At 63.0% G+C, this 19694-nt stretch carries 23 protein-coding genes; 21 read left to right on the forward strand and 2 right to left on the reverse strand.

The features are described 5' to 3' along the window. Positions 1-6: 6 nt before the first annotated feature. The 20 genes from ABQ137_RS08085 (at position 7) to ABQ137_RS08180 (ending at position 17780) form a co-directional block, all read left to right on the forward strand. The gene (locus ABQ137_RS08085) at positions 7-954 is read left to right on the forward strand and encodes a DUF2184 domain-containing protein (RefSeq protein ID WP_349781918.1); all 948 of its coding nucleotides are present in this window, start codon (positions 7-9) and stop codon (positions 952-954) included. Positions 955-1002: 48 nt separating this feature from the next. Continuing rightward, positions 1003-1533, forward strand: coding sequence for a hypothetical protein (locus ABQ137_RS08090; protein ID WP_349781920.1), 531 nt, complete (start codon positions 1003-1005; stop codon positions 1531-1533). 2 nt (positions 1534-1535) lie between these two features. Then, positions 1536-2048, forward strand: a complete 513-nt coding sequence (locus tag ABQ137_RS08095) for a DnaT-like ssDNA-binding protein (RefSeq protein WP_349781921.1) — start codon at positions 1536-1538, stop codon at positions 2046-2048. Further along, positions 2048-2407 carry a hypothetical protein gene (locus ABQ137_RS08100; protein WP_349781922.1) on the forward strand — a complete coding sequence of 120 codons (360 nt, stop codon included), beginning with the start codon at positions 2048-2050 and terminating at the stop codon, positions 2405-2407. The genes ABQ137_RS08095 and ABQ137_RS08100 overlap by 1 nt, the downstream gene beginning before the upstream one ends. Next, positions 2407-3504 (forward strand): phage minor head protein, encoded by a 1098-nt coding sequence (locus ABQ137_RS08105; RefSeq protein WP_349781923.1) that lies wholly within the window; start codon positions 2407-2409, stop codon positions 3502-3504. The genes ABQ137_RS08100 and ABQ137_RS08105 overlap by 1 nt, the downstream gene beginning before the upstream one ends. Next, positions 3485-3910, forward strand: coding sequence for a hypothetical protein (locus tag ABQ137_RS08110; RefSeq protein ID WP_349781924.1), 426 nt, complete (start codon positions 3485-3487; stop codon positions 3908-3910). The genes ABQ137_RS08105 and ABQ137_RS08110 overlap by 20 nt, the downstream gene beginning before the upstream one ends. Beyond that, positions 3907-4311 (forward strand): phage tail terminator-like protein, encoded by a 405-nt coding sequence (locus tag ABQ137_RS08115; protein ID WP_349781925.1) that lies wholly within the window; start codon positions 3907-3909, stop codon positions 4309-4311. Before ABQ137_RS08110 ends, ABQ137_RS08115 begins: the two co-directional genes overlap by 4 nt. A gap of 151 nt (positions 4312-4462) precedes the next feature. Beyond that, on the forward strand, positions 4463-4741 hold the full coding sequence (locus tag ABQ137_RS08120; protein WP_349781926.1) for a hypothetical protein: 279 nt from the start codon (positions 4463-4465) through the stop codon (positions 4739-4741). Between the two features lie 80 nt (positions 4742-4821). Further along, positions 4822-5289, forward strand: a complete 468-nt coding sequence (locus tag ABQ137_RS08125) for a hypothetical protein (RefSeq protein WP_349781927.1) — start codon at positions 4822-4824, stop codon at positions 5287-5289. Positions 5290-5396: 107 nt separating this feature from the next. Beyond that, positions 5397-6203, forward strand: a complete 807-nt coding sequence (locus ABQ137_RS08130; protein ID WP_349781928.1) for a hypothetical protein — start codon at positions 5397-5399, stop codon at positions 6201-6203. Between the two features lie 61 nt (positions 6204-6264). Then, positions 6265-6657: a hypothetical protein gene (locus ABQ137_RS08135; RefSeq protein WP_349781929.1), complete on the forward strand. Its 393-nt coding sequence runs from the start codon at positions 6265-6267 to the stop codon at positions 6655-6657. A 28-nt stretch (positions 6658-6685) separates the two neighbouring features. After that, positions 6686-7000, forward strand: coding sequence for a phage tail assembly chaperone (locus tag ABQ137_RS08140; RefSeq protein ID WP_065031480.1), 315 nt, complete (start codon positions 6686-6688; stop codon positions 6998-7000). A gap of 3 nt (positions 7001-7003) precedes the next feature. Then, positions 7004-10345 carry a phage tail length tape measure family protein gene (locus ABQ137_RS08145; RefSeq protein WP_349781930.1) on the forward strand — a complete coding sequence of 1114 codons (3342 nt, stop codon included), beginning with the start codon at positions 7004-7006 and terminating at the stop codon, positions 10343-10345. Beyond that, positions 10345-10701 (forward strand): hypothetical protein, encoded by a 357-nt coding sequence (locus ABQ137_RS08150; protein ID WP_349781931.1) that lies wholly within the window; start codon positions 10345-10347, stop codon positions 10699-10701. Before ABQ137_RS08145 ends, ABQ137_RS08150 begins: the two co-directional genes overlap by 1 nt. Continuing rightward, positions 10698-11159, forward strand: a complete 462-nt coding sequence (locus tag ABQ137_RS08155) for a DUF1833 family protein (RefSeq protein ID WP_065031476.1) — start codon at positions 10698-10700, stop codon at positions 11157-11159. The genes ABQ137_RS08150 and ABQ137_RS08155 overlap by 4 nt, the downstream gene beginning before the upstream one ends. After that, complete coding sequence (locus tag ABQ137_RS08160) at positions 11159-11551, forward strand: NlpC/P60 family protein (RefSeq protein ID WP_349781932.1); 393 nt, start codon at positions 11159-11161, stop codon at positions 11549-11551. The genes ABQ137_RS08155 and ABQ137_RS08160 overlap by 1 nt, the downstream gene beginning before the upstream one ends. Beyond that, a complete protein-coding gene (gene gpJ, locus ABQ137_RS08165) occupies positions 11542-16143 on the forward strand; it encodes a TipJ family phage tail tip protein (RefSeq protein WP_503021204.1) in 4602 nt (1533 codons plus the stop codon). Before ABQ137_RS08160 ends, gpJ begins: the two co-directional genes overlap by 10 nt. Continuing rightward, positions 16140-16451: a hypothetical protein gene (locus ABQ137_RS08170; RefSeq protein ID WP_104568544.1), complete on the forward strand. Its 312-nt coding sequence runs from the start codon at positions 16140-16142 to the stop codon at positions 16449-16451. The genes gpJ and ABQ137_RS08170 overlap by 4 nt, the downstream gene beginning before the upstream one ends. Then, on the forward strand, positions 16451-17128 hold the full coding sequence (locus tag ABQ137_RS08175; RefSeq protein ID WP_349781935.1) for a hypothetical protein: 678 nt from the start codon (positions 16451-16453) through the stop codon (positions 17126-17128). Before ABQ137_RS08170 ends, ABQ137_RS08175 begins: the two co-directional genes overlap by 1 nt. Before the next feature lies 1 nt (position 17129). Beyond that, positions 17130-17780 (forward strand): hypothetical protein, encoded by a 651-nt coding sequence (locus tag ABQ137_RS08180; RefSeq protein WP_349781937.1) that lies wholly within the window; start codon positions 17130-17132, stop codon positions 17778-17780. A 17-nt stretch (positions 17781-17797) separates the two neighbouring features. Here the strand turns inward: ABQ137_RS08180 and ABQ137_RS08185 are convergent, their stop codons facing one another. Continuing rightward, a complete protein-coding gene (locus ABQ137_RS08185; RefSeq protein ID WP_349781939.1) occupies positions 17798-18268 on the reverse strand; it encodes a hypothetical protein in 471 nt (156 codons plus the stop codon). Between the two features lie 179 nt (positions 18269-18447). Here ABQ137_RS08185 and ABQ137_RS08190 point away from each other — a divergent pair, with 179 nt between their 5' ends. After that, a complete protein-coding gene (locus ABQ137_RS08190; RefSeq protein ID WP_104568540.1) occupies positions 18448-18627 on the forward strand; it encodes a DUF551 domain-containing protein in 180 nt (59 codons plus the stop codon). A 322-nt stretch (positions 18628-18949) separates the two neighbouring features. Here ABQ137_RS08190 and ABQ137_RS08195 read toward each other — a convergent pair whose 3' ends face one another. Continuing rightward, a complete protein-coding gene (locus ABQ137_RS08195) occupies positions 18950-19504 on the reverse strand; it encodes a hypothetical protein (RefSeq protein ID WP_349781941.1) in 555 nt (184 codons plus the stop codon). Positions 19505-19694 lie beyond the last annotated feature (190 nt).

Consider the following 19694-nt stretch of genomic DNA (forward strand, 5'->3'; position numbering starts at 1 on the left):
AGCAAGATGAGCGCAATTCCATTGTTGGACGCCCAGGTCACCCTGGGTTTCATGGTCGCGCAGACGACCATCATCGAGCCTGGTGTCTATCGCACTGTCTACCCGGACATCCAGTACCGCGAGCTGATTCCGGTGGATACGTCTGGCAGCGAGTTCGCCACCTCGGTGACGTATTACTCGCAGGACCAGTACGGCAAGGCCGACTGGATCAACGGCAACGCCGACGATGTCCCGAAGGCGGGCACCAACCGCTCGCAGTTCCAGACCGGCGTGCACCTGGCCGGTATCGGCTATGGCTACGGCTGGCAGGAAATCGGCCGCGCTCAGCTGCTGGGCATCAATCTGCCGACCGAGGATGCCGCCGCCGCGCGCCGTGCATCGGAGGAGATGGTGGATCGCGTGGCGCTGCTGGGCGACAGCAGCAAGGGTTTCAGCGGCCTGTTCAATGCCGCTGGCGTGACGCCGTCTGCCGCGCCGACTGGCAATTGGGGCACCCTGCAGGCCGCCGGTACTGCCACGCCCGACCAGATCGTCGCGGACATGAACTCGGCAATCCTCAACGTATTCAACGGCACGAACACCACCGCGATCGCCGATCGCCTGCTGCTGCCGTGGTCGAAGTTCATGCTCATCTCTACCAAGAAGATGAGCGACTACAGCGACATGACCATCCTGCAGTACTTCCTGGCCAACAACGTCTACACCGCGACGACCGGCCAGCAGCTGACGGTGCGCGGCTTGCGCGGCCTGGATAACGCCGGCGTCGGCAATGTGGCGCGCATGGTCGCGTACCGCTACGACGCCAACGTGCTGAAGCTGCACATGCCGATGCCGCACCGCTTCCTGCCGGTGTACCAGAGCGGCCCACTGCGCTGGGATGTGCCTGGCGTGATGAGCCTGGGCGGCCTGGACGTGCGCCTCCCGAAGCAGGTCGTCTACGTCGACGGCATCTGATCCACAACGGCCCCGCGCGTCACCGGCGGGGCCACACCGGAGCATGCAATGAAGATCAGCAACAACCACAAGACGCCGCTGGCGTTGCCGGACGGCACCGAGATCATTCCCGGCTCGCCGGCCACCGTGCCGAACTGGCCGGCCATCAAGAAGAACGCCGTCGTGCAGGCGTGGCTCGCCGCGAACATCCTCAGCGAGTCGGAGGACGACGCCGCGCCGTTCCTGCTCGGCACGTTCAACCTGCCCGACAGCATCCTGCTCATCGAAGGCGGCGATAGCGTCACGCGCGACGACGTCGTGCAGCACGCGTTCAAGGCCTCGGCGCTGTCGCTGGAGGACTGGAATTCGCTGGACGAGGTGGACCGCGAGGCACGTATCAGCGCATCGCTCGACGCGCTGAAGGCCGAATCCGCTGCTGCCGCTCAGGCAGTGATCGACGCGAAGGCCGCCGATGACCAGAAGAAGGTCGATCTGATCGCCAAGCTGGAAGCCGGCGGCATCAAGCACGACAAGCGCTGGGGCGTGGAGAAGCTGCAGGCCGCGCTGGACGACGCCGAGAAGTCCAAGACCGGGAGCTGACCATGTACGGCACGCTGGAAGGAGCAGACGCGTATCACCTGGTCCGTGGCAACGCGGCATGGGCGGCAGGCAGTGAGGAGGCCCGCAGGGCGTCCCTGGTGCGCGGTACCGACTACATCGACGGACGGTACCGGGTGCTGCTGTCTTCGGGCCGGTGGCAGTCGATGTTCCCCGGCGTGCGTACTGACGGGCGGGGCCAGCCGAACGAATGGCCCCGCACAGGCGCAGTGGATTACGACGGCAACCCGATTGCCGCCAACGTGGTGCCGATCGAGGTTGAGCACGCGGCGTACGAAGCAGCGCTGCGCGAGCTGATCGAGCCCGGCAGCCTATCGCCGGACTACGTTGCGAGCGCGCAGGTCACGCGCGAGAAGGTCGGCCCGATCGAAGTCTCATACGGTGCCAGTACCGCTGCAGGCAGCACGCCAAACCGTCCGGTCATTCCGGGCATCGACGAGATCCTGGCGTCGCTGCTGCGTCGCCCGATGGTGATGCCAGCCGTGAGGGTGGTCTGATGGCCGCCGCGCTCTATGCACGACTGGAAGCGACCGCTCGCAGGCTGATCGGTGCCTATGGCTACCTCACACAGCTGGAGCGCGACGGCGCCATCACCGGGCCGCCGCACAACCCGCAGCAGGGGCCGCCAACGCGACACGACTGCAAGGTGGTGGAGCTGGAATACAGCCTCACCAATCGGGATGCCACCCTGGTGCTCAAGGGCGACAAGCTGGGACTGATCAGCACCGCGAGCGAAGTGGCGCCGACCCTGAGCGACCGCATTGTGCTGGGTAACGATCTGTTTACCTTTATTGACCTGCAGCCGCTGTCCCCTGGCGGGCAGGTGCTGCTCTACGAATTCCACGCGAGACGCTGATGGCCGCAACGACTTCCCGCCAACTTGAACAGCTGGCGGCGAAGCTGGAGCCGGCCATCGCGCGCGCCTTCCTCAAGGCGATATCCGAGGTCACCAGTCAGGCAGGCGTGCAGCTCATCGCGGACCTGCTGCAGGCCGGACGGATCGACGACGTGCTCACCGTCATGGGGCTGAACGAGCCGCGCTTTGCGGATCTGGGCGAAGCGCTGCGCAACGCCTACGCGGCAGGCGGACAGCAGGGTGTGTCGGAAATGCCGAAGATGCGGCTCAGCCTGGATCCGATCATCACCGGCAACTACAAGCCACGGCAGGACGTGCGTTCGCCCGCGCTGCGCCCGAGCTTCGACCTGCGCAACCCCACCGCCGAGGCCTGGCTGCGCGACAAGTCCAGCAACCTCATCACCGGCATCGTCAACGACCAGCGAACGCTGATCCGCAACGTGCTGGAGAGCGGCATGGTCGCTGGCCGCAATCCGCGTCAGAGCGCGCTGGACATCGTGGGGCGCGTAGGAGACACGGGCCGGCGCACCGGGGGCGTGCTGGGCCTGACATCGCAGCAGGGCCAGTTCGTGCAGAGCATGCGCGGGGAGCTGGCCAGCGGTGACCCGAAGGAGATGGCGAAGTACTTTGGCCGTAAGCGCCGCGACAAGCGCCTCGACGGCATCGTCAAGCGGGCCATCGCCGCCGGCAAGCCGGTATCGCAGGCGGACATCGACAAGATCGCTGGACGCTACGCCGACCGGCTGCTGCAGCTGCGTGGCGAGATGATTGCGCGCACCGAGTCAATCACCAGCATGAATGCCGGACGCGAAGAAGCGTATCGGCAGCAGATCGAATCCGGCGCGCTGGCGCCGGAGAACGTAGTCGGCACGTGGTCGGACACAGGCGACAAGCGGACCCGGCACACGCACAAGGCAATGAACGGTCAGAAGCGGGCATTCGGCCAGCCGTTCCAGTCGCCGAGCGGTGCGCTGATGAACTACCCGGGCGATACGAGTCTCGGCGCCGGCCCGGAAGAGATTGTCGGCTGCCGCTGCACGAAGCAGTACCGGATCGACATGACGGCGGAGGTGCTACGTGGCAAGCAAGTTCGGTGACCAAGTGCGGGCCTTCGCGGAGAAGGCGAAGCAGCGGCAGACGGCGATCTTCCGCGAGTCCGCGCAGGCGGTGATGGACCAGGCGAACACGCCGAAGGCCAAGGGCGGCAAGATGCCGATCGATACAGGCACGCTGCTCAACTCCAGGGCTGCGTCGAAGGACGGCCCGGCGACATCGGAGAGCGGCGACCCTGCGCTGATCTTTGCAGCCCTGCAGCTGGGCGAGGCCGTCTGGGCCGGCTGGACCGCCGCCTATGCGATGCGCATGGAGCATGGATTCAGCGGCAAGGACAGCCTGGGCCGGCAGTACGAACAGGCCGGCAATGGCTTCATGCGAGCCGCCGCGCAGAATTGGGACTTCATCGTCAACGAGGTCACCGCGAAGGTGAAGGCACGCATTCCATGAGCGACACCGCAATCTACGACGCCTTCGCCGGCCTGGTTGGCGCCTTCGCCGCGAGTATCGGCCTGCCGTGCTCCTATCCCGGCATCAGCTTCACTCCGCCCGCAGCCGGATCCTGGCTTGAGCTGCAGTGGTTCCCCAACCAGACGCAGAATTACGGCATGGAGGACGACGGGCCGTCGCTGATGCAGGGCTTCGGCCAGCTGGCGGCATGCTATCGGCCAGGCGCTGGCATCATGGTCGGCACGCAGCTCACCGACCAGATCATCGCGGCATTCGGCAAGGGCACGACCTTCGCCGGCGTGCGCGTGTACCGAAAGCCGTGGACCTCAACCATCATCCAAGACCCGGAGCGGCACATGCATCCCGTGACCATCATGTGGCGCGGCCTCTCTGAAGGTTGAGCTACTTGCAAAAGGCAATGAAGGCCTGGCACGTTTGAGCTTAAACCGTGCCGAGGATTCAGATTTGGAATACAGAATTCGACTACGTCACCAGCTGGCTGACGACGACCACGCAGCGGAGACCCTTGTCTTTCGGATGGAGCGCCTTACCATGCCTACCATGCTGCAGCAATGGGATGGAGCATCCGGCGTCTACACCCCCGACTATCCGCCTGATGTGTCTACGCTGGTGCAGCTCGCAGTTGATCCAAGCGACAAGCATAACGCCACCATTTCGAGCGTCCCCGGCGTGACAATTACCATTCCGTCACAGCGCTTAGTACTCGCCGGAGATTTCATCGTCGGAGCCGAGGTTTATATATCTGCCGAAGATGGTGAGAACTCAAACCAAAGACTGTTTCGTGTGACTGCTTTGGGACCACTAAGGTAGCAATGGACTAATTTCAACGAGATGTCCGAACCCGCCAAATGGCGGGTTTTTTTTATTTCCAACGCGAGGAGATATCAGCAATGGCTGAGGCACAAACCAACAGCGGTTCCAAGCTTTACATCTGCGCCACGCCGAAGAACGAGGATCTGACCCAGACCCAGTTCGCGGCGCTGACCTGGGTGCAGGTCAAGAAGGTCGGCAGCGTGGGTGAGCGCGGTCTGACGACCAACATCGTCACCTACGACACGTGGGACACCGCCGTCGCACTGAAGGGCAAGGGCATCTCGAATGCCGGTGATCCCGAAGTGGAAGTGGCACGCGTGTTGGACGATCCGGGCCAGGTCGCCATGCGCGCGGCCGGCTTGCCGTCGGTCACCGACGCGTATGCCTTCAAGGTCGAGCGCCCATCGGGCGAAATCGAGTACCTGCGCGGCTTGGTCACCGGCCCCCGCACGCCTGGTGGTCGCAACGAGGACTTCGTGCTGCACGTCTATTCGCTGGCGCTGAACCAGGTGCCAGTGGAGGTGCCGGCGCCAGTGGTGCCCTGACAGAGAGTCCAATCTGTTGGCCAACTTCTGCAGGCACACAGCAGGAGCGGGGGCGGCAGTAGTTAAACCCCTCCCTATTCCCTAAGATGGTGAAAAAAGGGGGGGGTATGTCAGACGAAGCCAATAACGCGCTATCTGAGTTCAAGAACGAGTTGAAGGGGGCAATAAATGTCAGGCTGCGCAGCCCCGTTGCTGGCTTGTTCGCACTAAGTTGGTTACTAATTAACCATAGGGTTGTTTTTGTACTATTTTCTGATCTCAAGGTTGGAAAGAAGTTTAACTTTATCGATGACGAGATTTATGGCACCCCAGGTGCCTGGATTTCCATGAACGTTGTCTTGCCTCTAATGTCAACTGCATTTTTTTTATTGGTGATGCCATGGGTAAGTGCGCTGGTGCATCGATGGAATCTGTGGCACCACCGCAGGCAGCGTGCCATCGAATTGCGGTCAGATGGATTGTCGCTATTGACAGAAGAACAAACCAGGGACTTAAGAGGATCCCTGGCCGTCAGAGACCAAAAGATTTTTGAACTTAAGGCAAAAGTTGGGGAATTGGCAGCCCGCAGCGCTCGGTATGCATCAATGTCGCTTGTCCTGGGAAGCAATTCATCCGACGAGATATCGGAAGCTTTGCGCAGCTATTTAATTCTTCATCGCTTCTCTTTGGAGCTGGCTAATCGCGAATTTGTCAGGCAGATTCACACCTTTGATGACGATGGTTTCGTGGAGACAGAATGGAAGCAAGGGAGAGACGCGTCCAAGCCAGATACGTGGTCCGTTAATGGGCCTCAATTGACATTGTTTGTGGGGAATGAAGTTTATTTTTCAGCCGATTTTAATGGAAGGGCGGGTTGTTTCGAAGGAGTTCTTAATGGCTTTACATTCGTGATGAAATCGATCCCGCGGAAGTGATATCAATCGTTATCTATTTGTTACCACCCGCTTTCCGGCGGGTTTTTTTTTGGAGATTTTTATGACCGAATTAACTAGCATCGTGGCCGCCGAGCGCGCCATCGATGTCAAACACCCCGCCACCGAAGCTCCTGTGGGGCTGCGCATCACGCTGCTGCCCGACAGCCACCCGAAGGTGCGCGAGGCCAGCCGCAAGGCGCTGGATGACCGCCTGATGGGCAAGGGCAAGCTCACCGCCGCGAAGATGGAACAGGGTCGCACCGACATGCTCGTCGCGTCTGTGGGCGGCTGGGAGTGGAAAGAGGATCTCACCTTCCACGGCAGCAAGCCGGATCTGACCGACGAAGCCCTGCGCAAGGTGCTGAAGGAGCTGCCGTGGATCAGCGACCAGCTTGAGGTGGAGCTGGGGAACCGCGCGGAGTTTTTTCGCAGCCCTGAAGGCGAGGATCTCTGACGCCACGTATCTCACCGTCCGGTACGACATGCCGGACGCGAAGGGCGAGACGCGGCGGCAGCGCAACGCCCGCTTCGACGAACCGGCGCCCGCGGTCGACATGCCAGAAGAAGCCACCCACGTGTGGGACTGGTTCTGGTTGATCTCAGGCCGGCGCCGATCCGGCCCTGAGGCGCTGTCCTACGCCGAACTCGACGCGTGGCAGCGACTGCTGCTGCGCGATGTGCTTCCCGAAGAGGTGGAGATGCTCATGGCGATGGACGACGCCTACCTGCGTGCCGTGCGCGAAGAACAAGCAGCGGCGCGCGAGCGGCCGCCGGAACCGAGCAACACCTGGAGCTGATTGATGGATATCGCCGAACTTGGCTTTAAGGTCGATTCGAGTGGCCTGGTCGAAAGCACCAGGGCGCTGGACCAGAACGCCGCCGCCGCCGACAAGGCCAGTGGATCAGCAGATCGGCTGGAGCGTTACTTCCAGTCGATGTCCCGCTCGATCGACCGCTCAGCCGTCGCGCTGGGCGACCGTTTGGGTGGAGCGCTTGAGCGGATCGGCGTCTGTACTGGCACGGTAATCACCGAGCTGCAGGCGATGAACCGCGCGCAGGCGGAGATTGTCTCGGCGTTGGCAGCCATGGAAGGCCGTCTCACCGGCGCGGCGGCTGGACTGCAGGCCTACAGTGCGGCGGGCAAGAGTGCCGCTGCCGATGCGAGTGCGTCTGCCGCGGCGTCGGAGAAGCTGGAACGGCAGCTGGCCGAGCAGGAGGCGCGCTACCGCAGCGTCGCGCAGCAGGCGATGGCCTATGCCGAAGCAGGCCGCACGACGAACCTGTCGGATCGTGCCCTGGCTGAGGCTGCGCGCGATGCGGCGGCGGGCATCGACGTGCAGGCTGCGGCGATGTCGCGCGCCGGTACCGAGCAGGAACGCATGGTGGCGCGTGCGCGTGCGCTGCAGGAGGCCGAGGCACGCACCGCCAACCAGGCACGTGCAGCAGCTGAGGCGGCGCAGGCGCAGGAGATCAACCTGAAGCGTCTGCTCGCGCAGATCGATCCCACCGTTGCCGGTTTGAACCGGCTGGCCGAGATGGAGGAGCGGTTGGAGCGTGCCGGCGACCTGGGGCTGATCAAGCCGCAGGTGATGCAGCAATACCAGGCGCAGATCGAGGCAAGCCGGCAGGCGCTGCTGAAGTCCAAGAACACCACCGAGCAGTACGGCATGACCGCGCGCCAGACGGCTGCGGCGATGCGCATGATCCCGGCGCAGATGACGGACATCGTCACCAGCGTGGTCGCCGGACAGCCGATCTGGATGGTGGCGATCCAGCAGGGTGGACAGCTGAAGGACCAGCTCGGCGGCATCGGCCCGGCTGCGAAGGCTGTGTCCTCGTATGTGCTGGGCATGGTCAATCCGATGACCGTGTCGGCTGCCGCTGCACTCGCGCTGGCGGTCGCGCTGAAGCAGAGCCAGGACGAGCTGTTCGAGTTCCAGAAGAACCTGATCCTCACCGGCCGCAATGCGGATATCAGCGGTGGCCAGTTCCGCGGCTTGGTTTCGGAGCTGGACAATCTGAAGGGCGTGACGCGAGGCGGGGCGCTTGATGCGCTGAATGCTGTCGCTGCTTCCGGCCAGTTCGCCGGCAAGCAGTTCACGATGGTGGCCGAGGCAGCCGCACGCATGGAGGCGTCCACCGGCCAGGCCACCAGCAAGACCGTCGAGGCGTTCCAGCGCATCGCACGTGATCCTGTGGATGCGTTGGTGGAGCTCAACAAGCAGGAAGGCTTTCTCAACACCGCACAGCTGCAGCGCATCATCACGTTGCAGGAAGAGGGGCGGCAGCAGGAGGCCGTGGCCGAAGCGCTGCAGCTGTACTACGAGCGATCCATCAACGTCGCGAACCAGACCGAGGCCGTCATGCCCGGGATGGCGCAAGGGTGGCGCACCATCAAGGACGAGATCAGCGGCGCCTGGGGAGCACTGGTCAATTTCAGCGGCGCGCTCACGGATGTTGGCCGGAACAGCGGGCTGCAAGATTCCTGGATCGCGAAGCTGGCCAGCACAGGTCCGCGTGCCGGCTTCGCCCTCTTGGCCGGCCTGAAGGATGAGATGGGCCGGCTGTCGGCTGAGGCGCGCAATCCATACGGACTGCCGGCGGCCGTCAACGAAGGGGCTCCCGACAACCGTAAGGCGGTCGAGGACTACAACAAGGTTTTGCACGACAGCCAAGCAGCTGAGAAGGCTGCGTCCGAGGCTCTGAACGCTCGAATGGCAGGCTTGGATCGGGCGAGCGCAAAGCAGGCGGCGCTCAACAAGATCATCGAGATCTACAACAAGCTTCCAGACAGCGACGCACGCCACTTCGACGGATCGATGCAACGGCTGATCGCGCAGTCGAATGCGCAGGTGGACAAGCAGTTCAACCAGCGTGAGGGCATCGGCAAGGCGAACACAGACGACAACGCGGCGCAGAGCTTCATCGCCAGCGTGCAGCGGCAGATCACCGCCAACCAGCAACTGGCGGAGAGCGGCGACAAGGTGTCGGCCAGTGATCGCATGGTGATCCAAGCGCGGCAATTGCTGGCCGACAAGACCAACACGATGACGGCGGCGAGCAAGCAGCTGCTACAGGCGATGATTCCGCAGCTGCAGGCGAGCGATGCGCAGGCCGAGAAGGCGAAGCAGACACAGCGTGATCTGGTGGCGCAGGCGGCTTTGACCGAGCGGCTGGCGCAGCTGGAGAAGCAACGGCAGGAGCAGTCTGATGTCGATCTGATGGGCATCGGCCGCGGCGCTGATGCCACGCAGATGCTGCAGCGGCAGTTGGACATCCAGCGGGAGTACTTGCGCGAGCGGGAGAAGCTGGAGAAGGAGCAGCGCGGGCAGAACCCGCTCAGCCAAGGCGAGTACCAGAACGAGATCGCGATGCTCGAGGCGAGCAGGGAGCGCTCGCTGGAGATCGAGCGGAGCTACCAGCAGCAGCGCATGCAGTTGCTCGGTGACTGGCGCACGGGTTTCACCCGCGTGTGGGAGGACTACGTCTTCGCCGCGCAGAACGCATCAGAGCAAGCTGGATCGCTTCTCGTGAATGGCCTTAGCGCCGGCGAAGACGCGTTCGTGCGGTTGGCGCAAACCGGGAAGCTGTCCTTCAGCAGCTTGATTGATTCGATGATCGCTGACTTGGCGCGCTACGCGTTCAAGCAGCGGGCGGTCGGTCTGATCGGTGCGTTTATGGGTGGTGGAGTTGGAGCAGCAGGATCCGCAGCCGTCACTGGCGGCACGCAGTCGATCACCAGCAGCCTGGGTGAGTCGCTGGTCGGTGGCGTCAGCTTTGGCGGTGGCCGCGCCAACGGCGGCCCAGTCGCACCGGGCTCGCTGTACGAAGTGGGCGAAGGCGGCGATCCGGAGCTGTTCCAGCAGGGTGGCCGCAGCTACTTGATTCCCGGCAACCGCGGGCAAGTGGTTCCGGCCGCGCCAATGGCTTCGGGCAGCGCAAGCTCCGCGAGCTCCGAAGCGAAGATCGAAATCAACAATTACGGAGGTGCGCAGGTGCAAGCGCGCGAGCAGCGATCAACGATGCCCGACGGGACCGAGCTGAAGAAATTCGTCATCGATATTGTCGCTGGTGACATGTCGAGCGGCGGACGCACGGCCGGCGCAACGAAGAGCCGATTTGACGTGAGGGAGCGACGCTGATGGCCACCTTCCCAGCGGGAGTGCGACTGCTCACGGGGGATCTCGGCGAAGAGCCGGATCCGTCCGTGCAGCGCACCGAGATGGAGCGCGGCCCGGCCAAGCAGGCAATCATCAACACGCGCGTCATGGTGGAGCTGCCGATCACCATGGTGTTCCTGACGGCTGAGTCGATGGTCGCGTTCGACGGCTTTTACTTCGACGAAATCGGTCGCGTGGGCTACTTCGACATGGTGCATCCGCGTACTCGCAAGCAGATCTCCGCGCGCTTCAAGGGTGGCGCCATCGGTCGGCTTCAAGCCACCAATTCGGCTTTCACCCAGGGAACGCGGCAGGCCGTCGTGGAGTACCTGCGATGAGCAACTTCCTTGAACGCCGGCAGCGCGTCACGGATCCTGATGGGCCGCTTGAGCTGCTGGAGATGACGGCACCCTCTTTCGGCGCGGTTCTGCGCATCGCCAACGACACGCAGGATTGGGTGAGCAACGGAAACACCTACGTCGGGTATCCGTTCCGCTTCACGCCGCCAGCTGACCAGGCCGGCCAAACGCCACGCGCACAGCTCGAAGTGGACAACGTGGGGCGCGGGATCACCGATGACCTGGAGCGCATGCAGCCTAACGAAATGGTGATGTGCCGTGTCCTGGTCACGGACCGTGTGCAGCCCGACGTCATCGCCCGGAGGTTCTATCTGCCGCTGACACAGGTGCGTGCTGCCGGCCCGCTGATCACCGCGCAGATCGGCGTGGACTTCTTCATGCGACAGCAGGCAGTGAAGCTCCGCGCCAATCCACACACGCTGCCGGGGATTTTCTGATGCGCATCAGCGAGGTTGAGCGTTTCCTCAACATCCCCTACGACGCCGAAACCTACGACTGCGCAGACCTGGTGGTGCAGGTGCAGCGCGAGCTGTTCGGCCGCGACGTGCAGATGCCGGCGCGGCGCCCACGTGGTGCTGTCGGGCAGGTGGCGCTCGGCGAGTTGTCCCGGGCGTACGCCGTGCCCACCGATAAGCCGGTCGACGGCGACCTGGTGCTGATGTTCGACAAGGGCCAGAGCCGGCCCGGACACGTCGGCATCTTCTTCTACCTGGCCCACGAGGGTTGGGTGCTTCACACAACCAGCGCGCTCGGCAGCAGCTGGCTGCACCGGGTGCGCGAGCTGCCGGATTACGGCGCACGGATCGAGGGGTATTACACATGGGTCTGATGACCACGCCTGCCAATAACGGCCAGTTGGTGCTGACGCCGCATCCGGTCACGCTGGATGGGCAGCGCCACATTGCGATGGACCTGCAGCCGGGCGAGCGCCTGTGCGATTTTCTGCATCGGCATGTGATCGATCTGGATCAGAGCGACTGGACCGTACACATAGGCGGTCGCGCGGTGCCGCGCCACCTGTGGGCCTATGTCTATCCGAAGGATCGTCAGGTCATTGAGGTGCGCGGCGCCGTCGGCAGGAACGCGCTGTACATCGTGGCAATGGCCGCGCTGATCTACTTCACCGGTGGCGCGGGTGCGACGTGGGCCGCAGGGCTGGGCACCACCGGTGCGGCTGTCGCGTACACCGCAGCCTTTGTGGCTGGCTCGCTCCTGATCAATAAGACACTCGGGCCGAAGGTTGAAAGTCCGACCGGCCCGAGTACCGCCGGCACGGTTTACAGCCTGGCAGCGCCGCGGAACCGTCTGCGCCCGTATGAGCCGGTGGGCCTGCTGTTTGGTCGCATGCCGATCGCCCCCGACTTCGCCAGCAAGCCCTACACGTTTTACGAGGGCGACAATCAGTACATCGGCATGGTGCTCACGCCGGGTATCGGCGTCGGCCGCGTGGGCGCGTTCACCAATGCCGGCACACCACTGTCCAGCTACGAGGGCGTGAGCGTCTACCACTCCGGCTATAGCCAGATGCCGGATGAAACCATCCCGCTTTACAGCAACGTAGACACCACCGATGGGGGCGAGCTGCCGGATACGGCCGACTTCGTCACGCGTACCACCAGCGCAGACACCGTGCGCATCCAGATCAACCTGGAATACGTGCTGGGCGGTGTGGGAACCTCGGGCAAGGCGTACAACGTCTCCGAAACAGTGCAGGTGCAATATGCGCCGGCCGGCACCGGCATCTGGGCCACGCTGGCCACGCAGACGTTCACTGGTGACAAGCTGGACGTCAGCAAGCGCGCGACGCTGTCGGCGGATGTGGCCAAGGGCCAGTACGACGTGCGCGTGCGCATCCTGGGGCAGGGCAACTACGAGGGCGATAACACCCAGCGAAACGACTTTCAGTGGTCGACGATGGGCAGTGTGCAGGCCGACACCGCGACGTACGCCGGCCTTGCGCGCAGCGGCATCCTGATGAAGGGCACGGGCCAGCTCAATGGCCAACCCGATGAGTTGGTGGCCGAGCACATCGCTGCGCCGATCCCTGTGTGGCGTAACGGCTCCTGGGTCAACGAAGAGACCAGCAACAACGGCGCCCACATCCTCAAGTACGCCCGCGGCTATTACGACCAGAACGGCAAGCTCATCGCCGGAATGGGCAAGAGTGACGAGGAGATCGACATTGAGTCGCTGCAGGGCTTCATGGGCCACTGCGAGGCAAACGGCTACACCTACGACTACTGGCTGACCGAAGAGCGCAACCACGACGAGGTGCTGCAGGCGATCGCGCTGGCGGGCATGGGGCAGGTTACCTGGGCCGGCGGTCGACTTTCTGTGGTGTGGGCCGCCGATGAGCAGCCGCTCTCGGGCGTGGTCAACATGGCGGAGATGAAGAAGGGCAGCTTCAGCGTGGACTACACGCTGGCCAGCGCTGCCGACGGCATTGAGTACAGCTACTTCGACAGCACGACCAAGAAGGTCGAAATGCTGCGTGTGCCGGCACCGGGCATCAAGGTCGAAGACATGATCAGCCCGGCGCGGCTGACCGGTGAGGGCATTGGACGTGAGGCACATGCGGCTGAGATGGCGCGTTACCACCTCGCGCAGAGCCTGTTCCAGTACAAGGACATCGGCTTCGCGCAGGATCTGCAGTACCTGTCCTATCGCCGCATGTCGATGCTGTCGATCTCCCACGACCTCACGCAGTGGGGATTCGGCGGGCGCATCGTGGCGGCAGAGCGGAGCGCGCTGCTGGGCACCGTCACGCTGACGCTGGACGAGCCAGTCCCGCCTCCAGATGCGCGCAGCGCCTTTATCGGCCTGCGCATCCCGGGCGAGGCGGTGTATCGCACCTTCCGCGTGCGCAACTTCACCGAGGCGACGGACACCATCCAGCTGATCGAAGAGTGGCCGGACGATGCGCCGCTGCCGGGTGAGGGTTATGAGGATTCGATGGTGCAGGGGGGCTGGCAGGACAACCCGGCCCATGACACGGTGTGGATCTACGACTTCAAGGCCACTCCCGGCCTTCGCGCGCGCGTGGTGGTGATCGAGCCGGAGAGTGATCTCAAAGGCGCAAGCATCAACGTGGTGCCGGAGGGCCCCGAGTTCTGGATTTACGTCAAGACCGGACAGTACATTCGGCCGGAGAATGGGTCATCGCTTGCAACCCGGTCGATCCTCAGCAACCTGGCAATCAACGAGGACCTGATCACCACCGGCGACGTCACGGCCACCGATCTGGTGGCCAGCTTCGACATCACCGGCCCGTTCGATCACGCGGTGGTGTACGCCTCGGCGTCGGACGGCAATGGCGAGCTCGTGGAAGTGGCACAGACGCGTACCCGCACGGCGCGGTGGCGCATCCCGCGCGCCGGCACCTACACGCTCAACGTGCGCCCGTTCGGCCCGGATGGGCAGATGGGCGTGGGCGCCTCGCTGATCTACACGACCATCGGCGCCGACGCACCGCCAGTGAACTACGACCTGTTCGACGTGGAGGAGATCTCCGGCGGCATCCGGCGGTACACCTGGGGCTTCTTCAACGACACCATCCAGTCGGCCAACCTGGCCGGCGCGGAGATCCGCTACGCTCAGGCCCCGGAGCAGGGCGCGCCGATGCCGGCGTGGGACGCCATGACGCCGGTCGGCGACAGCGGTTACCACACCGGTGCATTCGATTCGCCGATCCCGTCCTCGGGCAAGTGGACGTTTGCCATCCGCGCGCGCAATACCAACGGCACGCTGTCGGTGGCGGCCAAGTACGTCACGAAAACGCTGGGCAAGAACCTGGGCGAGCTGCAAGAGGAGATGCAGCAGGCGATCGACAAGACGACCGAGGAAATCCGGCAGGGCTTCCTGGAAGCGGCGGAGCGCGACAGGCAGATCGCAGAGCAGGCACTGGCTGCGGCGAACAAAGCTCGCGATGACGCCATCGCACACGCCGACGCGCTGAACGCTGCTTTGGGCGATCTGGTCAATGCGGACGAGTGGACCTCGACCGCGTCGTACCCGGAGGGCGACTTCGTGCGCTACGACGGGCGCCTGTATCGGGCGCGGGCGGCCAATTCCGGAGTGATGCCGGCCGACAATCCGTCGACCTGGCAGAACGTGGGCAACTACTCAAGCGCGGGTGAAGCAGTCGCCGCTGCCCTTGATATCGCCAACCAGACGGCAAACGAGCTTGAGGCGGAATCCACCCGCCTAGCAGCCGTGGTCGCGCGCCTGCCCGCCGGGAACGGACAGCTCGCAACGTCCTCATCCGTGAGCGACGAGGCGACCGCGCGGGCAAATGCGGATGGTGCGTTGGGACAGCGCACCAGCGTCGTCGAGGCGCGGATGCCGGCCGGGAATGGAGGCCTCGCCACGGCGGCAAGCGTGACGTCCGAGGCAACCGCACGCACGAACGCAGATAGCGCGCTGGGTCAGAGAATCGGCGTGGTGGAGGCGCGCATGCCGACCGGCACAGGCTCGCTGGCAACATCGGCGAGCGTGACGTCGGTCGAGACCGCAAGCGCAGACCGGGATACTGCGCTTGGTCAGCGAATTGACAGCACGAATGCCGCGATAGCGGGGAAGGCCGACACTAACGCGCTGAATGCTCTGCAATCGCAAGTGACGCAGGTTGGTAATCAAACGACCGCAAACAGCACTGCTATTACCCAAGTCTCCGCCTCCGCAAGGAACGGAGATAATTTTATCAAGACGACTGTCTTTGATTCTGGCGCGGGCACTTGGTTGAGTCCTGCCTACACAGAAGCTGTGAATACAGGCATTCCGCAAACGGCCAACACGTTCTATGGTGCCAAGCTGGTTCTTGGTCCTGGCGCCGGAACGTATGACAACTTTTGGACTGACGTCACTCCGGGCGATGTGCTGGATATTTCGGCAAACGTCTACAACACATCAGCCGCCACTGGGGTATTTGGGGTGCATGTGGTTGATGCTTCCGGCAACAACGTAACGTGGTTGACTGCGCCCGGAGTGAATTCGGTGGGCAGCTGGACAAAAGTTGCTACCAGTGTCGTTGTGCCTCCTAATGGCCGGCGTGTGCGAGGTTTTTTCAATAATCCAGGGAACAACTACGCCCTACTGACTCAGCCGAAGGTCACACGCCAGTCCGTTAGCGACTCTGTGAACGCATCCGCGACACAATCTCTGACGGCGCGAATGACCGTTAACGAAAATGGCGTTGCAAGCTACTACGCGTCTTACACCTGGGCGCTGGATGTGAATAAGAAGGTGGTCGGCATGCGATCAGTAAACGACGGTGTGCTGGGCAAGATCACCTTCTCTGCGGACGTGGTCGAAATCATCGGCGCCACACCTGGAGGTGGTCGCAACGAGTTCGTCGGCGGGAAGTTCTACGCCTATGCGCCCAACGGCCGCCGTGTGGTGGCGCTTGGCTATGGAGTGACATGACCAACGTCCTGATCATCAACGACGCTGACACCGGCGTCGTGCTGTTGCAGATCACCGATCAGCCCGACTCGGACCTGTTGACGCAGCACATGGGAGCCATTGCGATCGCCAGCGGTAGCAATGGCTCGGTGCCGGTACCGGTCACCGGAAGCGCCAACCAGTTGTACTACTGGTTCGTAGCCGACACCGGCGCAGGCAACAGCCTGCTTCCGTACTTCAGTGACGACGGCAACACCATCAGCTGGGTGTCGCCTTCTGCAACGTTGACGGCACGCGCCGGCGGCACCCTGTTTTATGGGAGGTTCTGATGGCCTATGCAATTTTCGAGGCCGGCCCCAACCGCGTTGTCATCTCTGAGACCTGGAAGAACTTGGCGCTGGCGTCGAAGCAGACGATCACACCCACAGGCAGCGGCGTGCTCAAAACCTGGAACCTGACGGTCGCCGGCACCAATCCTGCCCTCGCGTTTCTGGGGGAGAGCAATGCCGTGCTCGCCACGCGCACCCAGAGCGGGAACAGTTTCACGTTCACCGGCTTCACCACCAGCGGCAGCTTCACCGCCTACGTCTTCGACGAGCCGAACTTCGGCCGCCGGGACTACCTGGTGATCACAAACCCCGATACGGATCAGGTGCATTTCGACGCAACGCTCAAGTACATGAAGGTGCGTGCGTTGCTGCAGGGCAATGCCAACCAAGGCGGATCGATCACGCTGCCCGAAGGTCGTACCTATGCCGCGCTGGCCGGCTCTACCGGCAACATTATGCTGGCCATCGGTGGCCTGATCGGCGGCGGCCCGCAGTGGCAGGTGCAGGTGCTTTGGCGCAAGGGCGTGGTCAACATCAACGGCAACGTCGCATCTATCTCTGCCATCGATACTGCACAGGATTTGCGCACCGGCACCGACCGAAATCCGCAACCGCCCCCTGGTAATTACGGCCAGGCCTGGGTGCGCGCTCCCATCCTCGATGTTACAGGCTACTGACATGCTCATCAGCGAAAACCAAACCTTCGGCACGCAGACCAGAATCGTGTCGCCGCGCATCGAGATCCGATGGAACCCGGCCACCAACGACGGGCCGGTCGAGTTCCACCTTGAGCAGATGACCACCAAGCCGCACCCGGACGGCTGGACGCAGACGCTGGAGCGCTTCTTCCTGCGCGTGCTGTCGGTGCAGATCAGCGACCTGATCGGCCGCAGCTACGAGATCACCGCGCCCTCGACGACCCAGGCTGACCCAGCCACCGGCGTGGTCGTGGAGGTGCCGGGCGAGGCGGTCAACGAGCCTGGCGCGCATCTGTTGCTGGGCATCAAGGCGGCTACTCGCGCCGCCTACGATGCCAACGTGGTGGCGCCGGACCCGGATGCGGACCCGCTTGCGCAGCAGATCACCATCATCTGGAACCCGATCAACGACACCGGCACTGTGACGTTTCAGGTTGAGGACCGCGGCGCCGCCCTCGGCGTGCTGGCGGCGCCGATCGCCGAGCTGATCGCGCCCACCTACGCCATCCGCTATCCCGGCGCGGAGGCGACCCAGGCGCTGGAGGGCTGGAAACTCCAGGCGTTGATCAAGGCGGCAACGAACAGTGCGATCGCAGCCAGTCTGGCGCAAGCCGAGCGCGCCGCTGCCTGACCAGCTGGAGCGCTCTCTCAGCGTCCGACGGCGTCGACCTTGCGCACGCTGCTGCGGTCCTGGAACTTGATGGACCACGGTGTGACCAGATAGCCGGGACGGAACCGGTTTTCGATCGAGAAGTGGTCGGCGCGCGCATCCTTCGCGATGCCGTTCACCAGTAAATACGGCGCGGCGGTTTTCGGCACGCGGCAGTCGTCGGGATACCCATCGGTCTTGAGTGCCACGGTGTAGGGGCCGCTGCCCAGGATCTCGCCGCAAACGATCGCTCGCGTGCTGACGGATGCAGCGCGTGCGCGCGGTGCGATGCGGGTGACGAAGGCATCCAGCGTCTCGCCGGTGGCCGACGTTTCCTGGTACAGCTGGGCGGCGCGGCCGAATTGACTGGGTTCGCTGGCGGCGGCAGGGATGGCGACGCCAATAAGCGCCGCGGCGGCGGTGATCAGCAGTGCGTGCATTACGTTCTCCGAATGCGCTGCGCCGGTCACTGCCGGCGGCCCGAGGTCATCTCGGCGCAGGGCCAAGATGCATGGCCAGCACACGCAAAAAAACGTTCATTTGAGCTATGCCTGGACGCTTCGCTTGCTCAGGGAAAACCTGATGCACCTCACGATCGCGGCCTATCAATTCGATAAGATTCCACTGCCCGCTGCTCACGGAGACGGCCATGGAATGGATCAAGATCGAAGCTGGTTGTGAGATGCCTGCGGAGGAGGAGACTGTCCTAGCGCTGGATAGCCACCGTTTCTGGAGCGAAGCAGTGCACTCTGCCGCCAGGTTCTACTGGGACGAACACAACGAGATCGAAGGCGTTACCCATTGGATGAGGATCGAGCTTCCTGCATGAGAGCGGTCAGGCAAATCTGACGCCACCATGCGGCACAAGCCGATATGGGAAATCCCATATCGCTGCCAATCTTCAGTTGCCGGACCCGGGACCGCTGGTCGCTCAACCCGGGGGCGCCTGAGCAACGCTAGGCCGGCCCCTATTTCCGTGTGATCGGGGAGAAACCTATGGATCGCTTCGTAGTCGCAAACGGATAGCGACAATCACGCTAATGCCATGCAGATGCGTAATGCTGCTTATGGAGTCGGCCAGAAGCTGAACTTCTGGCCGACGCAACCCAAACAGAATTCAGCTCAGGACTCGCGACTGCGATGAATATAAATCAAAGCCAGACATAGCCCATAATTCCGTCCATCACTGTGTTCGGGCGGCCTTCGCACCTTGCATCAGTTGTATCGAAATGGTCGATCCAGTTGTTAGGCTTCAGGCCGCCACGATAGCAACGGTAAAGCGGAACTGTGCCAGGCAGCTGTGTGTTGGCGATATAGCCAGTAAAGAAAAGGTCACGCTGGCGCATTTGCCCTTCGCAGCCCGGATCTCTTGATGAAAAAGAGTCCAGGTAATTCGTCATCAGGCAAGAATATAGCTCGACAGATCCTTCAAACGGGGTGCTGGAAATGAATCCCAAAAGCCCTTGACGGGTTCCGGCGTGCTGCATGTAGTAGTCCCGCGGAAGGGGATACACCGACTTCATGTCGTCTCGAAATATCCGGCGTTCCAGTTCACGAAGCGTGACGCCTGGTGGAACAACTGCCGGCTGTGCGCGTGCTTCGGCAGCCACTGCTGGGGTCAGGCCAAGATAATCGGGTCTATCTGTTGCGGTACAGTTAGATGCAGCCAGCAACAGTCCTACAGTGGCGGTAAAAAAAAACTTCATCTTCAACTCCGTTCGTTGATTGAAGAAGACCTAGGTCTTCCGTGGGCATCTTGCCCACGCGCAATTGTACGGTGTTCGGCACCCATAGTTTCACGCGTAACCCCAGGGGCTTCGGGGTGGCAAATGCGCGACGGCAGGTCGGGCGAGCTTGTGATTGCCGGACGCGCGCAACGAGGCAGCTCACGCGAGA

The sequence above is a fragment of the Xanthomonas sp. WHRI 8393 genome, assembly GCF_040203315.1.
Taxonomy (GTDB): domain Bacteria; phylum Pseudomonadota; class Gammaproteobacteria; order Xanthomonadales; family Xanthomonadaceae; genus Xanthomonas; species Xanthomonas arboricola.